Genomic DNA, 17,505 nt, shown 5'->3' with positions numbered 1-17,505 from the left:
GCCCGACCACCACTCACCTGCCGCGGTCCCCGCGACCGCCCGGCCGACCACTCGTAAGGAGAGCCCAGCATGACCACGTACACCGTGCAGATGGAGCAGGTCGACTACATCGTCGGCGAGATGAACTCCATCACCCAGCAGCTCAACCAGACGCTCGCCGACCTGGACAGCCAGTCGAAGATCAACCTGGCCGAGTGGACCAGCGACGCGCAGGCCACCTACACCCAGGTGAAGGCGCAGTGGGACACCGCCGCCGCCGACATGACCAGCAAGGTCGCGGCCGCGATCCAGATGCTGGGGCAGATCAACGAGTACTACGCCAACGGTGAGCGCCAAGGCGTTCAGCTCTGGGCGTGACGCATGCCCGGTGCCCCCATCCCCATGCCGCGGCCGAAGCCGAAGCCGCCGTACCAGCCCAAGCAGTACGGCAACGGCACCTCAGTGCCCAACGGGCACGGCTCCTACTCGAACCCGCAGACGTTCACGCCGCCGCCGGTCCCCTCCGGGAACGGTGACGGCAAGGGAACGACGGTGGACACACCGTCCCTCGACCTCTTCGCGTCCAACATCGACCAGTTGGTCGACCCGGTGCGCAAGGCGCAGACGGCCCTGGAGGGAGTCTCGGTTGTTCCTGGGGACTTCTACCACGCCAACAAGATGCGGATCGACGTCAACGGCCCCAACGCCGACGCCGGTCTGAAGGAGCAGTTCGTCAAGGTGCTCGGCGACCTCAGCCAGGGGCTGAGCGACCTGAGCGCCGGCGTGCGGCAGCTGAGTGCGAAGTACAAGACCATCGAGGACGCCAACTCGGCGAGCGCGAACGATCTCCAGAACGCGTTCCAGTCGACGGACGGCGACTTCACCTCCCTGATCACGGACGCCGGGGGCACTCCCGGCGCGCCGCCCAGCGGAGGCAACGGCAAGTGAGCTCCCGCCCGTGTCCGCGCCGCCGACCGCGGTGGCGCGGACACGGGCTCGGGGCCGACAACGGGTGCGCGCCTGGACGCGGCGGTTCGAATCGGAAGATCGGGTGGGGACGATGGGGTCGGGCGACTACAACAGCGGTGGGTTCACCCAGGGCGGCGACGGCACGGTCTTCGGCGACCCGAGTTCGGACCCGGGCTCCATCCAGGACTACAACACCTGGGACTGGAAGCAGATCGAGGCCGCCATCAACGGCATGTCGGCCGGCGTGGACAGTTCGGCCAACTCCTCGCACGCCAAGTCCGTCTCCGATCCGCAGTCGCTGCAGGACGCCGCCGACATCTTCTACCAGGTGCAGGTCGTGCTCAGCGGCGTCGCCCAGGCGCTCACCGACCAGGCCAAGGCCCTGGCCGGGGACAACGGCCCATGGAAGGGCGACGCCGCGGACTCGTTCCTCACCATGATGGAGACCTTCTCCAAGCAGGTCTCCGCAACGGCGGCCGCCCTGTCAGGCGGTACCTCCGGCCTGGACTCGGTTCCGCAGCAGCTGGCCAACAACGCCGTCAACCTGGTCAACGCGCAGAACCTGATCTCGGAGATCGACACCTACTACGCCAACGAGGCCGTCAAGAGCGGCGTCACGCCCATGTCCAACGGCCTCATCCCGATCAGTCAGCGCCCACAGCTGGTCGAGTGGATGAACGAGGACATGCGCGCGGTCCTCAAGAGCCTGGCAGGCGAGTACCAGGTCACCATCGACTCGGTGCGCTCCCCTGGGCCCGTCAACTCTCCCCTGGGCAGCAACCAGCCCCCGCCCACGGACACCGGCCCCAACCAGCCCAACTTCCAGGACACCAACCCTGGTTCGGTCAATCCGGACCTCAGCGGGCTGCGGACCGCCGACAGCGGGCTGCCACTCACGCCGATGAACCTCGACACGACTCCCCGGAGTGCCGGCGGACCGGACCTGAAATCCCTCGACCCGAGCCGGCTGGCCCAGTTGGGCGGCAACCCTAGCGGCCTCGGCACCGGTCCGGGCATCGGCGCGCTGAGCCCGAACGCCCTGGACCGCGCGCTCAACCCCAGCGCGTACAGCGGCGGCCTGGGCACGGGCGGCACCGGCGGCCTGGACCCGCTCGGGCTCGGCGGGGCCGGTCTGCTGCCCTCCGCGTTCGGCGGGGGCCTCGGCACCGGCGGCAAGGGCGGTCTCCCGGCCGAGAAGTCCGCGATCAAGAGCTCGGCGTTCCCCGGCTCCAAGGGAGTCGGGGGCGCGGGCGCTGTCGGCGGCGTCGGCGGCCTGGGTGCCGCCAAGCCGGGCAAGCTCTCCACCGGCGACGGCATCGGCACCGGCGGCCTCGGGGCCGGGCAGCGGTTCCCCGGCAGCACATCGCTGGAATCCGGCCTGCCCGGCACCGGCTCGGGCACGGCGGAGCCAGGTCTTGGCGCGGCGGGCGGTCTCGGCGAGGGCATGCCGTACATGCCGGGCATGGGTGGCGGCGCGGGCCAGGCCGCCGGCCACAACGGCGAACGCAGCGACGCCTCCGGCCTGTTGGACGCCAGCGGCAAGCCCTGGGCGGGCGGCACGAACGTCGGCGGCGACATCGGCCACCACCTTGGCACCGCCGCGGGCGGCGAGGGCCTCTCCCTGCCCACGGAGCACGCGCCCGGCCTGGGCGCGAACAGCCTGCCCGGCGCGGGAGCGCTCGCGGGCGAGGGCGCGGGGGCGGGAAGCGGTGCGGGCGGCGCGCTCGGCGAGGGCATGCCCTACATGCCCGGCATGGGCGGCGGCGCGGGCCAGGCCGCCGGCCACAACGGCGAACGCAGCGACGCGTCCGGCCTGCTCGCGGCCAGCGCCGCACCGTGGGAGGGCGAGGCGGCCCTCGGCGGTGAGGTCGGCAGCCACCTGGGCACCGCCGCCGGCGGCGAGGGCCTGGGCCTGCCGGGCGCGGCCGCGGAGGGGGCCACCGTCGGCTCCGCCGAGCAGGCAGGGGAAGCAGCAGCCGAGGCGGGCTTGTCGGGCGAGGGCGTGCCCTTCCTGCCGGGCACGGGCGGCGCCGCAGGCCAGGCGGCGGGAGCCCGCGAGGGCGAGCGCAGTGAGGCCTCGGGCCTGTTGGCACCGAGCGCCGACCCCTGGAGCGGCGACCCCGCAGAGACGGAGCCAGACACCCAGGCAACGGCGGCGGGCGGCGAGGGCCTGGCCCTGACCATCGCCGCGGCGGCGGCGCTCGCCGCGGTGGCGGCCGGGCCGTCCGAGTCCTCGGCGAGGACGCACGAGACCCAGTCGGCCGCACCGGTCGGCGAGGCCTCGGCGCTGACCGCCACCACCGCGGCAGCCGGGAACCCCGGCACCCCCGCGACCACATCGGGCGGCGAAGCCGCTGCCGCAGCGGCGGCAGTCGCCGCCGAGGCGACCGGGCACGCCGGCACCCGCGCGACAACGCACAGCCACACAGCCTCCGACCCGACCACGGCCACTGCAGCAGGGGTCACCTCGGAAGCGACCGGGCAGGCCGGCACGGGCGCGACCGCGTTCACCCACTCGGGGCAGGCCGCGACCGCGACCGGCGCATCGACCGGGGGCTCGACCGCGCTGCCCGGCGCCACGCCCACGAGCGCGGGCGCGGTCGCACCGCCGGCCTTCCACGCCGTGAGTGAGCCGCCGACGGCAGCCGCCGGATCCGCCGCGTGGCAGGCGACGGCACCGCACGGCACGGGCACCGGCCCCGCCGGGTCGGGGGCGGCGCCGACCGCTCCTGCGCCGGATCAGGCCGCCGGCCCTGCCGCTGCGGCAGGGCCGGTCGGGGGCCACCCCGGCGGACAGCCTGCGGCCCACGCCGCCCCGCGCTCCCCCCGCCCGACGAACTGGACCGCAGGGGCAGGCGTCGACGAGGAGGCCGACTTCGCCGAGGTCGAGTTGGCCGAGCCAGCCGCCGGACCCGCGCTCCTCGGCGGCGAGGCCGCCGCCGGGTGGGACGGCGCAGGGGCTGCGTTCGTGCCACTGCTGTGGTCCGTGCCCGTCCAGGAGGAGGGGGACGTGCACGCGCCCGGCTACGCGACGACCGAGCAGAGCGCCTGGGGCGACGTCCCGGCCCCTCGCGCGACCGCCGCCCAGCCCGACGAGGAGGAGCCCCGGTTCGCCACCTGGCGACCCAACCGGGCCATCGTGACGACCAGTTCGGAGGGCGGCGGTACCCCGGTGGTCTACCGCAGCAGCGCAGCGGACGACTTCGAGGAGGAGCCCGCGCCCGAGCCGGAGACGGAGGAACCGGCCGAGGAGAAGCCCGGTCGCGGCGCCGCCGACCTGCTGGTCCAGGAGAGCGACACCTGGGGCGTCGCCGCCGACGACGACTTCGACGCGATCATCTGAGGAGGAGCCACCGTGACCACCCCGTACGACCAGGGCATCGAGGACATGCTGGCCCTGTACCAGAAGCAGCGCGCCGAATCCGCCGACACCCGGCGCAGGATCAACGAGGTCACCGGGACCGGCAGCGCGCCCCGGCAGGCCGTGAAGGTGACCGTCACCGCGCACGGCGAGCTCACCGCCGTGGAGTTCCCGACGGGCGCCTACCACCGCATGGCACCCAAGGAGCTGGCGGACGCGTTGATGGCGGCCTTCGCCGAGGCGCGCGCGGACGCCCTGACGAAGGTCGCGGAACTGACCGACCTGCGGCTCCCCCCGGGGGTCCGCGTCGCCGACCTGATGGAGGGCAAGGTAGACCCCGGAGCACTGCTCCCCGAATCCCCTGGCATGCCCGACTCCGTGAGCGACTACCTCGCCAACGGCCGACCCGCAGGAGGCTTCCGTGGGTAACGAGTCCTTCGAGGTCAACACCGAGGGCCTGCAGAACCAGTTGCCGTACCTGCGGGAGCTGGCGGCGCGGTTCAGGGGCATCGGCACCGAACTGGAGGCGAAGCTCGGCTCGCTCGGGCAGCCCTGGGGCGACGACGAGACCGGGCAGCAGTTCCTGGAGTCCTACGACAACCCCCACCGGCAGATCCTGGACGGCATCAGTCAGACCGGCGAGGTCCTCGACAGCACCGGCGACGGCATCGACACGATGGCGAAGAACTACCGGATCCTCGAGGAGGAGAACATCGCCGCCGCCCGGACGCTCGACACGGGCAGCGGCGGATCCGACCACCCGACCCCCACGCACCCGACGACCGAGAAGCCCTAGACACCCATGAGCATCGAACTCCCGCCCTGGCTCTCCTGGGTGGCCTCGCTGGCCGTCGGACAGCACTGGCCCAAGGGCGACGAGGACGGCCTGCGGGCACTCGGCGAGGCCTGGGACGAGGCCGCACAGAAGCTGGTCGACATCGGCGAGGAGATCGGACCGGCGACCCAGGGTGTCCTGGCGAACGTCGGCGGCTCGGTGGCCACCGAGTTCGGTTCGTTCGTGCAGCAGTTGCAGACCAACCTGCCCGACATGGCCACGGCCGCCGGGCAGATGGGCACGCTCGGCAAGGAGACCGGGGTCCAGGTCGAGTACGCGAAGTACATGATCCTGGCGCAACTGGCGTGGCTGGCCGTGGAGATCGTCGACCTGTCGTGGTGGGCTCCCGAGGCCATCCCGGCCGCCGTCACGGCCGCGCGCGTCGCGGTCTGGATGATCCTGCGCCGGTTGCTCACCTCGATCGCCAGCGGCATCGGATTCATGGTCGGCATGGACGCGCTGATCCAGGCCATCCAGCTGCTCAAGGGCGACCGGACGCACTGGGACTGGCAGAGCACCCTCTCCTCGGTCGAAAGCGGCGCCATCTCCGGAGCGATCGGCGGGATCATCGGGGAGGGCGCCGGCCACTTCGCGCCCAAGTTCGCCTCGAACCTCATCGGCAAGGGCGTCATCGGCGGCGTCACCGGGGTGGCCAGTGCCGCCGCGCTCAGCGGCATCTTCGGCGGCGGCAACGACTACGGGGAGATCTTCGCCGGCGGCGCGATCGGTGCGGTGCTGGGCGGTGGAGGTCACAAGGGCGGCGAGGAACCGCACGTGCCGCAGGAGCACACCCCCGAGATCCACGTCCCCACCGCGATCGACCTCCATCTCCCGGCCGTGGACACCGCGGTGGCTCCGCCGGAGGAGGTCACCACCCACCCGCCGAGGGTGACGACCGCATCGGGTTCGGGCGCGGGCTCGCCGCCGGAGTCGGCGGTGTCGGCGGTGTCGCACGAGACCGGGTCGGGCGCCGAGGCACACGGCAGCAGTGGCGTCCCGAACCCGGTGACCATCGGCACGGGGACACCCGGTCAGGTCGAGGCGGCCCCGGCTCGGACGTCGCCGCACGTCTCCGAGGCTCCCGCCACCGTTGGCGTGCCGGCCGTGCACGAGTCCGACGGCGGACTGCCCGGGTTCGAGACCACCCTCGCCACACCCGCGCCGAGCGAGGGCGCGAACCCCGCGGCGGCGGTCGGCGCGCAGCCCGCGCCCGACACCCGTGCCACGACGACACCCGCACCGGCTCCCGTCGAGGCGGCCCCCCGCGCCCCGCTGCCGACCGCCACCACACCGACCGAGACACCCGCCGCCCACACAGCGACACCCCCGCCCGCCACAACGGGGACGGACCTGCCACACACCCAGCAGGCTCCACCCCTCACCACGACAGGGACCGGCCTGCCACACACCCAGCAGGCCCCACCCCTCGTCACCTCCGGCCCGGACACCCACGTCGAGCAGGCGTCCTCGCCCTCTCCGTCGCCTGAGACGGCCGCGTCGACCCCCGGCCCCACCGAGCCCGTCCCTACGACCGTCGGCGGCCCCGCTCCGGTCAGTCCGGTGAACCGTCCGGCCGAGGTGGGCGCGCCGCCCGGACCCGTCTCCCGACCCACCGAGGTCACCCCCGCCACCGAACCGATCGCGCGCCCGGCCTCGGCGCCGCCGGCCATCAGCACCGAGCGGGCCACGCCGCCGCCCACCACCGAACTCGGCGGCGGCCACCCCGTCCCGCCCACCTCCGAACAGCCCGCCGTCACGGAGCACGCCGGCGGCGTCCCGGCCACCGCCGACCAGCAGACCGTGCCCGTCCCGCAGGAGCTCCCGGCGCCCCCGCCCGAGCGGCCGGCCGCGACCCCGCAGAGTGAGACGCCCCCGCCTGCGGGACCGCCGCCGCGCACCCCGCCCCCGCGGATGAAGCTGGACCGCACCCCGCGGTTCGTCGTCCGCTCCGGCTTCGACCAGCGCGACTTCTCCCACGACGGCACGCCCTACACCGACCTGACGGTCCGCATCGCCTTCCGCGGCGGCGATCCCGCCGACTACGCGGGCACCTTCGAGCGGGCCCAGCAGGGCGTCGAGCAGTACTTCAACCAACCCGGCTACCGCCTGCCGAACGGCAACCGACTCCACGTCACCGTCGAGCCGGCCGCCCCGCACGAGCAGCCGCACCTCACCGTCACCGTGGTCGGCCAGGACCACGGGATGGACCAGCGCAACTGGCCGCCGCACGCCTCGCCCATCTCCTACGCCCACGAGATCGGGCACCAGCTCGGCCTGCGCGACGAGTACCGGGACGCCTCCAACCCGAACCGCGCGCACGTCCCCGGAAGCCTGCTCGGCGACTACCACAGCCCCTCCGAGCACGGCCTGCCGCTGGGCGGCCTCGGCGACCGCCACCTCCAGCTGCTCAACGCCCTCACCGGCGGCGGCTCGCACACACCCGCACCCGCGCACGGCGGCGAACCGGCCGGCGGCCACCTGCCCGGAGGCGACGAGGTCACCCCGCGGATGCCGGACCCTGCTCCCACCGCCTCGCTCCACGACCACGTCCCGCAGGACCAATGGTGGAAGCTCTACATCGACCCGAAGAACCACGCGACCGCGCTCGAGCGCTTCCCCGACGACCCCGGCTCGTTCTACGACAACGACCGCTCGCCGGGCTACCAGCAGGGCATGGTCTCGGCCTACCGGCAGTTCCTCGGCGACCCCGAGGCCGCGCACACGCCGCTCACCGCGGGCGCCTACCAGACCATCCACGACCTGGCCGTCAGCAACCTGGGCCAGACGATCGACTGGTCCGGCGGCCGGCCGACGCACTTCCCGCTGCGCGGCATGCAGCTCTCCGGCGACATGTTCCACGAGACCGTGGACGGGCGGCCGCTGGTCTACGACCTCACCAAGCACGACTGGTCGAAGAAGCTGACCGGCCCGAAGCCGGTCACGATCATGACCAACGTCATGTTCAAGAACCACGCCCTGTCCACCAACTACGGCCGGGGCGAGGCCCCTGGACTGGTCGACAGCGTCTTCCGCCGCCACTACGACACGGTCGGCCAACCCGGCGTCGACGACCACACGAAGCTCGGCTCCATCGCGAGCACGATCCGCGCACTGCACGTGATCCACCCGTTCGAGGACGGCAACCTGCGCACCAACGTGCAGATCGTGCTGCCCAAGTTGCTGTTGGAGCAGGGGTTCCGGCCCATTGTCCCGGACGACATGTACACCATCTTCCAAGGCGGCCACTCGGTCGAGCAGATGGTGGAGTCCCTGGTCAGGAACGGCGCGACGGAAGGACTGCCCCACTCCGCGCCCGGTGGCGACGCAGTGGCCCCCAAGGCGCCGGTGCTGCCACCGGACCCGGTCACGGCCGAGGACGCCGGCAGGCTCTACGGCATGCCGAAGGGCAACTTCACCAAGTTCCAGCAGATCGCGCGGCAGAAGAACCTGGTCATCGACGTCCGGCCGACCAACCCCGAGTCCGTGAAGTGGCTCGAACAGGGCATGCTGCCCAAGCCCATGGACATCAAGGCCAAGACCATCAACGTCCTGGACACCCACCTCGGCGCCGACCCCGAACACCAGGGCCTCGTCGGCTACTTCAAGCCCACCCTGCCCACCGAGCGCCCGCCGGGCATGGACGACGGCGCCTGGAACCGGCTGCAACAGCGCTACCACCAGCGCGCCGACGAGTTCGAGCAGCTCGCCCCGAAGATGCAGAAGCTCGCCGACCAGGACAAGTTCCACGTCCAGGAGGGCCTGGTCAAGGGCTACAACGGCGAGGGCAGGCTCACCGCCATCACCGGCGACCACGACATCTTCGACATCAGCACGCCCGGCGGCAGCCAGCTGACCCCCCACACGTACCAGCACACCGTCGACGAGATGATCGCCAACAACATGGCGGTCGCCCACGGCGCGCACATGTACTGGCCCGAGCCACGCTCGCCGTTCAGCCAGGGTATCTACGAGAAGATCGTCACCTCCCACGCCGAGCCCGACGGCGAACCGCTCGTCCGCTTCCAGCCCGGGGACACCAACAGCACCCAGCTCGCCTGGTCCCGGCCGCCCGCCGGTTCCGGGGAGGCCGCCCCGAAGGCACCGGGGCCGATGACGGCGACGGAGACGGAGGCACCAGGGCCGCACGCGCCGCAGGAGGCCCGGCCGAGCTGGCAGCAGGTGCGCGACCAGACGCCGCCGGTGTTGCGGCAGCACGCCTGGGTGGACCCGGTCTCCGACCCCCACCGCACCGAGATGCCCCAACCGGAACCCCGGCCCGAGCCCCGGCCCGAACTCCAGCCCGCATACCGGAGCGAGCCGCCGACCGAGCCGCTTCCGGCCGCGCACGTCGAACACCAGGAACAGGCGCAGCCGACGCCGGTCGAGGCCCCTCCCGTGGTGGAGGAGCGCCCCCCGACGCCGGAGGAGCACATCCCCGCGCAGACGCCGACACCGACGTCGCCCGTCGACCCGACGCCGCCCGTCGCCGCTCCGCGCCACCAGCAGTCCCTCGCGGGCCTGAAGATCACCGACGATCCCGGCCCCGGCGCCATCCGCGACCGGATCGGGGCCATTCTCGGCGACCACCGCGACGAGCAGCAGGTGCAGCAGCGCCTGAACGTGCAGCTCGACCCCGCCAACTTCCGGACGCAGCACCCGCAGATGGTCGACGGCGGCTGGCGCTTCCCGATCACCGTCGACGGCAGGCCCCACGAGGTGCAGATCGAGGCCACGCCGAGCCCCTGGCAGGGCACGCCCGGTACGGCCAAGGACGGTGGCGCGGACATCGAGGCGTCGTCCGCCGCCAGCTACGCGCCCGAGCCGCGCAAGGTGGACACCACCTCGACCGAGACCGGGCTCGACTTCGGCCCCTCCGGCAGCATCCCGGTCAACCCGCATCTCAACGCGCTGGTCACCGGCTCGGTGAGCGTCGGCGGTGTCAGCCACGCCGCGAACACCACCGTCAAATCCGCGACCGAGAGCCCGAACAAGGTCACGCTCACCGGCGCGACGGACAACCACAGCTCCACCTTCACCTACCACGTCCGCGTGGTGGACGACCACGGCACACCCCTCCCGCATCCGGCCGACGCGCCGCCGATCACGGGCGAGGTGAAGGCCGACATCCCGCGTGCCGACCCCGGCCCCGACCCGCTCACGCCTCCGCGCGCCTGGAACGGCTGGAACCCCACGCCCGGCACCCACCCGAGCGGGCGACCGCTCACCGTCACCGGTCTGGGCGGCGTCCGCGACGCGGTCTTCCAGCACCTGCCCGACGAGCAGCGCCCCGACGGGCTCGCGCACCGACCGATCCTGGACTTCCTGGACGCCAAGAACGTCGTCAACGGCTTCGAGCACGCGTCGAGCTGGGGCCTGGACTCGCCGCAGATGACGTTCTCCGACGGCCGTACCGGCTACCTCCGCCTGACCCTGCACCCGCAGGACTCCACCGTCGTCGACACCGTCGACCACAAGACCAGCCTCGGGGCCAAGTCGACCACGGAGCACTCCGGCAGCCAGGGCAACAACAGCTCCCGCGCCCTGGGCGCGAGCGGCGGCGCCAGCGGCGAGGTCTGGGCGTCGGACCAGAACCACGAGACCAAGTGGCTGACGGGCACGGCAGGTTACTCCTACGCGGCCACCACGGCCCACCAGGCCAAGCTCAGCAACAGCCTGACCACGCAGAGCAGCCACGAACGGGCCGGGACCTCGGACCTGGTGGCCACGCGCGTGCACTTCCAGGTCGAGGTGATCAAGAACCATCTCGCTCCGGGCACGGACGGCCTGCGCGCCACCCGTGGCCAGACGGTCGGCCTGCGCGACCCGCTGCCGGAGCCGCAGCCGCATCCCGACCACCTCGCGATCACCATGGAGCATCCGATCGCCGGGGAGGCCCTGCGCCTGGTGCCCGCCCCGCCGACGGCTCACCCGACGCCCGACGCCGCGCCCGGCACTGCCCACGAGCTGCCCCACGAGCCTCCGCACGAGCCGGCTCCGCCGCCGCCTCCCTCCGCCGCGGACCTGCGCGTGCCGCAGACCGCGCAGCGGACCTCGTTCCTGGACGTGCCCGGCTCCGCCGAATTGGAGCAGCACATCCTGACCCGCGCGCACCAGCAGGCGCCCGGCCTGCTCCCGCCGCCCCGTGACGCCGCCGCTCCCACCGGCGGCGGGCACCGCGTCACCCCGCAGGCCATGGAGAACCTGCGCATCCTGCACCAGCAGCTCTCCCCCTCGGCCCTGCGCGGCGGCGGCGGCAAACTGCTCGACGGGAGCTACCGGATCACCCTGGACACCTCCCACCTGCCGGGCTTCCCCGGCCGGACCTACGAGATCACCCTGCAGGCGCACCTCGACCACGGGCGGGCCACGCACCTGGGCAGCGCCGACTCCACGAGCAAGAGCAGCCTCGGCCTCAAGACCGGTGCCGACAAGCAGATCGGCAGCGGCGGCAAGCACACCGTCTCCGTCTCCGGCAACCTCCGCAGCTCGCTCAACCCGCCGGACACCGGCCGGGCCTTCCTCAACGCGAGCGCGGACGGCTCCTACTCCCGCACGCACCAGCTCGCGACCGGCTCTGAGTCCGAGGTCAAGCGCGAATTCACCCTCGAGTCCCCGGCCGACTCCTTCGGCTACCCCGTCCGCTACGACGTACGGATCGGCCCGCAGGGCGCGACCCACGAGCCCAGCCGACTGCCGATCCCGGACGGGCGTCCGCTCGTCGCCGAGGTGCGTCCACCCGCCACCCCGGAGACCCCGCCGCCCACGCGACTTCCCGGCGTCGACCTACCGGCCGCACACCTGGTCACCGACGTCGGCGACGCCGACGCGTTCCGCCGGCAGGCCGACGCAGCGCTCGGCAGCGCTTTCGAGGCCAAGGGGGACCGCCGTCCGCCGGAACTGACCGGGGCACTCGACTCGCTCACCGGGCCGGACCAACTGCGGGGCCAGATCTCGGCCTCGCACCACTCCTGGTCCAACAGCGGCATCGAGCACGTCGGTTCGGGCCGCAACCGGGACGCCGTCGGGCTGTCGACCCGCACCGTGCTCTCCGGCCTCACCTACCGCGAGACGCTGCCGGGCCAGGGCAAGCTGAGCGTGGAGACCAAGTCCGGGTCCGCCACCACCGTCGTCGACAAGTGGAGCGGTGGCGTCAAGGGCGGGCTCGGACCGGACTTCGTCCGCTACCCGGAGAATCCGCAGGGCCTGCACGAGTCCACCTACCAGGTGCGCGCCGGCTTCAAGGGCAAGGCCTCCGTCGGCCGGGACGGCAACGACTCCCTCAAGTCGCAGGTCACCACCTCCCACAAGACCACGACTCCCAAGGGCACCTGGCACGTCTACGAGGCCGACGCCCAGGTCACCACGACCGGTCGGGTCGTGGACGCCTCCGGCCGAACGCACTACGGGCAGCCACAGCGTAGCGACCACCGAGTGCTCGTGCTGCTGTCCGACGAGGACGTGCACCGCCTGGCCACAGAGGGCCCGACCCCGCCCCCGCAGCGGCATGTCCCCCTGCTCGACGCCGGCCTGCCCGCCGGCGCCACCGTGCACTTCCAGAACACCGACGGCATCCTCCACGAGATCGACGCGCAACTGCGCGGTCCGCGGCCGGACCGCGAAGTGCCGCTGCGGGCACTGCCGTTCGCCAACACGTTCTCGCCGGACAACCTCTCGGCCCACTACGCCGACCTGGTCGGCAAGGGCATCCTCGACTACCACGTGGAGGAGACGCGCGCCGGACGGACCGTCACCGAGGTGCTGGTGCAGGGCGTTCCGCGCGAGGCGCACTGGCAGGACGAGGGGCAGCGCTCGGAGTCCGACACCACTCGCACGGTCACCTCGGCGCGGACCGCCAAGGGCAACTCCGGCGAGAGCTGGTCGGCCGGCGCGGATGTCAACGCCAGCGCCTCGCTGCGCACGCCCCGCGCGGTGGACCATCTCAGCAACGCCAACTACGGCCCCAGCGCGGGCGGCGAGGCGGGCCGCACCAGCGGCGCGGAGTCGGGCGTCACCGCCAAGACCGAGCAGAAGACCGGCAAGTACGGGCCGAGCCTCGCCTTCAGCAACGGCATGGACTTCAGGGTCGTGGTGACCCAGCGCACCGACTACGGGCGCTTCGTCCACCTGCCCAAGGGCCCCGGGACCGTCCCGCACCCCGGCCGGGTGACGGCGTGGGTGCCGGAGTCGACGACACGCCCCGTGGACGCGACTCCCCTCGACACCGCGCCCCTGGACACCACTCCCCCCGGAACCGACCACCCGGACCCGGCCCCGCCGGGCGAGCCCCAGGGCCCGGGTCTGCCGGGCGGCATCCCGCTCGGGCCGGTACCGCCGGCGGACGCGGCGCACTGGCAGCAGCAACTCGACTCGGGCCACGACGTGGTGGGTTTCGACCACGCCGGCGCGCTGCTGGACAACGCCGGCGCGGTCCTGAACGCGCCGCGGCCCTGGAGCAACACTCTGCTCGGCAGGGCGGGTGAGACCACGAGTGCGGTCCTGGGGACGGGCGCGAACTGGCTCGGCGGCGCGATGAGCACCGGCGCGCACGCGGTCCTGCCGAAGGCGCTCACCGACATGGGCCACCGCGTCGTCAACTCCTTCGTCTCGGATCCGCGTCTGAACGGGGACGGCTCGGGCGCCGTCGGCCCTCTCGGCTCACTGGGCGGCGACGTCCAGGGCGAGCAGCGGCAGCCGCTTCCGCAGCGGCTGGGCGTGCGGCAGGTCTTCTCCGCGCAGTCGCTCCCGAGCGTGCTCCAGCAGGCGAAGGCGTCCGGCGGCCACCACGAGACGGTCACCCTGGGTGCAGACGGCGCCACGAAGCTGCGGGTCTCCGTCACCCCGACCGGTCCGGCCGTGGAGGTGAGCGCCCGCCCGAACGGCGAGGACGAGATCACGGTGACCACGGAGGACGCCTCCGGCACCAGCGCCACCAGCACCCATTCCTTCAGCGCCGGGCTCGCGAACTTCTCGTTGACCACCAACAAGCCGGTCGTCACCCTCCCGTTCAACGGACCCAAGCTGACCGGGGAGGGCGCCTCGGACCGCACCGCCCCGGTCACCCGCACGCCCGGCCAACCGTCGGTCCCGCAGCCACCGGCCACCCTTCCGCACGGCCTCACCGCCGGGGAGGCCCCGGGCAAGGCCGAACTGAAGGGTCCGCAGGCGCTGATGCGCCAGCCGGTCCGCGTCTCGGTCCAGCGGACCGACGCGGGCGGCCCCTACGGCGCCGCCGTCCCTACCGACGGCCACCTCTACTACTGGGCCGCCAAGCCCACCGAGACCGCCGTCCCCGAGCCGCCGGTCGAACACCCGGCCGAGACCCACACGCCGGCGCCCCCGCAGCCGCCGACCCCGCCACGCGCCGAGTCCCCGGAGCCGGAGCCCGCCCCGGCACCGACCCCACCGCAGCCCATACCGCACGAGACATCGCACGGGACATCGCACTCGACGCCTGCGCCTGCGCCGCCCCTGGCGCCGCACACCGATCCGCTGCCGGTCGACGCGGGACACGACGAACCGGTCGTCATCCGCCTCTCCTCGGGCGACGGCCGGGCCCTGCCGCCCGACCAGCTCGCCGCCCTGCACGACACCGCCGCGCAGTTGGCCGATCTCACCGCGCAGCGGACCCAGCACGGCGAGCCGCCGCCCTCGGTGACCGTGACGGCCTCCGCCGCCGTCCATCACAACGGCGTGCCCCACTACGGCCGCTCCCTCTCCCTGGCCAACCAGCGCGCCCGGTCGGTCGGCGACGCGCTCAACAGCGCGCTCGCCGAACGGGGCACCTCACTCGAGATCACCCTCGACCCGCAGGTCAGCCGGGACCCGGAGACGCCGGGCGACCACCCCTACGCGCTCGTCGTCAGCCCCAGGGCCCCGCGCGCGCCACAGGCCGCGCCGCCGTCCCCGCCGCCGCGCCCGTCCTCGGGGCCGGGCAGCAAGGACTGGACGGAGGCCCGCGCCGCCGCCCCGGTCGCGGTCGTCGACACCGAGCACTTCGACCCGAGCCGGCTCAGCACCGCGTCCCGACTCGACGGCAGCAGCACCCGGATCACCTACGACCTGCGGCAGTTCGAGCCCGAACCGGGCGTCAGGGTCAAGGACTTCACCATCCGCCTGCACGTCGAGCCGGGCCCGGGCGCGCACGCGGGCGAGGCGCTGGACGTCTTCGACCGCGCCCGCGCGGCCGTCGACGCCCAGTTCAACAACCGCTACACGCTCCCCGACGGCTCCCGGCTCCAGGTCCACCTGGAGCGCACCGACGACCCGGCCACCGCCCACCAGACCGTCACCGTCCGTCCGGGTGAGGGCCGCGCCGACCAGCTCACCTGGTACACCGGCAGCCGGACGCCCGACCTGGTGCACGAGGTCGGTCACTTCCTCGGCCTGCGGGACGAGTACCCGGACCCGGAGGCGCTGTTCCACCGCGCCGACCCGCCCGGCAGCCTGATGGGCGGGGCCGTGCGCACCGACGACCACCAGCTGCTCGACGGGCACCTCACCACGATCGACCGGATCACCCGATCCGGGCCCGTGGTGCGTGAGCTGACCTACCACCAGTTCCAGGAGCTGCGGTCCGCCGGTGCCGCTCCGACGCACCCCCAGCCCGCCCCGCACGTCAACGGCGGCCACCAGCCACCGCACGCCCCTCCGCACGTGGCGCCGCGCTCCCCCGAGGAGGTGCGCACGGTCCTCGCCACGCCCCCGCACAGCGAGCCCGCGGCCAGCAGCCCCGAGAACCGCCGGCGCGGCGAGGCGCTGGGGAACCGGTACGACCGCGTCAGCCTCATAGATCCGGGCTCGGACGGGACCGGCCACCAGACCGGCTATCTGCGATTCCTCGACGGCCTGGCGGCAACCGGCTACCGGGGCGAGGTGCACCTGACCTACGTGCGCACCAAGACCCCCTTCTACGCCAAGGAGTTCGGCCATCGGGGCAGCCTCGAGGACCCCTCCCTCTCCTACGGCCTGTTCCACGAGACCTGGCACGGCGGCTACAAGGGCCTGGACGTGGTCATGCACCCGGTGGGCCCGGACGCGCACCCGCCCTTCCGCGGCGCCCCGCAGAAGCTCGCCGGGGACGTGCGGACCTACTGGACGCAGACGGCCTGGAAGAACGCGGACGGGCCGACACCCGAACAGCTCGGCCAGCTGGGAGGCTGGCAGAAGAAGGCCTACCTGGGCGACCAACTGCCCTCCACCCAGAACGAGTTCCACACCAGCGTGATGCGGCGCACGACCGACTCGACCGTCATCAGCATCGCGCCCGGCAGCGACGACCTGAGCGGTTCGCTGCTCTCCCCCGGCCCGCGCACCCTGACGGTCTTCGCCGCGTTCGACGCACCGCACGACGCCGACCCCGCCACGTTCTTCCGGAGCACCCCACTGCCCCGGGCCATCGCCACGATGACCCACGAGCCGCATCCGGACGTCCTGATCCTCGAACCGTTCCTGTGGGACCACCACCAGCTGCAGATCCACCACGGCGACGAGGTCACCGACCTGGGCGCGGCCATCCGCGAGAAGGGGGCCTTCCCCTCCTACCACTGGCAGCCGCCGGCCCGACCGGCCGACGTCAAGGCGCACGTCGACCAGCACTGGACCGCCGACTCCTCCCACCTGCCCGGCGCCCAGGACGCGGTGGGCACCCTGCTGGCCCAGGCGCGCAGCGGCGACGTCCGGCTCGCCACCGCCTACTACGGCGACACGATCACCGGCGCGCTACCCCACGGCGCGATGCTGCAGACGCTCGGCAAGGCCATGACCGACCCCGGCATCGCCAACGACCGGCCCTCCGTCCTGGTCCTGCTCGGCGGTTCCGCCGACGGGGGCCTGGCCGCGTCGGCGGCGGCCGAGCTGCAGAAGCTGGGGCACCCGGCCTTCGCCGGGCCGCAAGCCCTGCACGGCGCCGGGCCGGGTGACGTCGTGCTGCTGGAGCTGGGCCGCGTCCCGTCGGAGATCATGACCTCGTTCGAGCGGCACTCCGACCTCTTCGTCACCGAAGGCGCCTCCACCTGGCAGGAGCTCCTCACCCTCGGCACCACCGGCATCTCCGCCCGCCCGGACGGCGACACGCAACCGTGGAGCCACCAGGTCCCCGGCACGGACCTCGCCGCCGGCGAGCTCGTCGCCAAGGCCTCACGCGCCCTCATGGCCGGCGACACCGGGCCACTCGCGGCGTTCATCAGCGCCCTCAACGACCCCGACAGTCCCGTCCGCGCCTGGGTGGAGTCCTGGTCCGCCGCCCTGCAGAACCCTGCGGGCGACCAGGTCATGGCCGCCATCGACCACCTCCTCGCGCTGTCGGGGCCGGAAGGGACAGGCAGCTGACCGCGACGCCGCGGGGGGTCCGAGGTGCCTGGCC

The 17,505-nt window shown here is 73.3% G+C and carries 6 protein-coding genes; all 6 read left to right on the top strand.

Going from position 1 to position 17,505, the window contains the following annotated elements:
• Nucleotides 1-69: 69 nt before the first annotated feature.
• The 6 genes from BMY61_RS16040 (at nt 70) to BMY61_RS16015 (ending at nt 17,471) form a co-directional block, all read left to right on the top strand.
• A complete protein-coding gene (locus BMY61_RS16040) occupies nt 70-357 on the top strand; it encodes a WXG100 family type VII secretion target (RefSeq protein ID WP_042442803.1) in 288 nt (95 codons plus the stop codon).
• Nucleotides 358-360: 3 nt separating this feature from the next.
• Entirely contained in the window at nt 361-927 is a 567-nt protein-coding gene (locus BMY61_RS16035) for a hypothetical protein (RefSeq protein ID WP_143094369.1), read from the top strand.
• Between the two features lie 112 nt (nt 928-1,039).
• A complete protein-coding gene (locus BMY61_RS16030) occupies nt 1,040-4,291 on the top strand; it encodes a WXG100 family type VII secretion target (RefSeq protein ID WP_075003926.1) in 3,252 nt (1,083 codons plus the stop codon).
• A gap of 12 nt (nt 4,292-4,303) precedes the next feature.
• Nucleotides 4,304-4,738, top strand: coding sequence for a YbaB/EbfC family nucleoid-associated protein (locus BMY61_RS16025; RefSeq protein ID WP_042442798.1), 435 nt, complete (start codon nt 4,304-4,306; stop codon nt 4,736-4,738).
• Entirely contained in the window at nt 4,731-5,105 is a 375-nt protein-coding gene (locus tag BMY61_RS16020) for a hypothetical protein (protein ID WP_042442797.1), read from the top strand. Before BMY61_RS16025 ends, BMY61_RS16020 begins: the two co-directional genes overlap by 8 nt.
• 6 nt (nt 5,106-5,111) lie before the next feature.
• Nucleotides 5,112-17,471 carry a WXG100-like domain-containing protein gene (locus tag BMY61_RS16015; RefSeq protein ID WP_075003925.1) on the top strand — a complete coding sequence of 4,120 codons (12,360 nt, stop codon included), beginning with the start codon at nt 5,112-5,114 and terminating at the stop codon, nt 17,469-17,471.
• The last annotated feature ends 34 nt before the right edge of the window (nt 17,472-17,505 follow it).

It is taken from the genome of Streptacidiphilus jiangxiensis (assembly GCF_900109465.1).
Taxonomy (GTDB): domain Bacteria; phylum Actinomycetota; class Actinomycetes; order Streptomycetales; family Streptomycetaceae; genus Streptacidiphilus; species Streptacidiphilus jiangxiensis.
The sequence above is the reverse complement of the archived record's forward strand: the minus strand, read 5'-3'. Positions and strand labels throughout refer to the sequence as shown.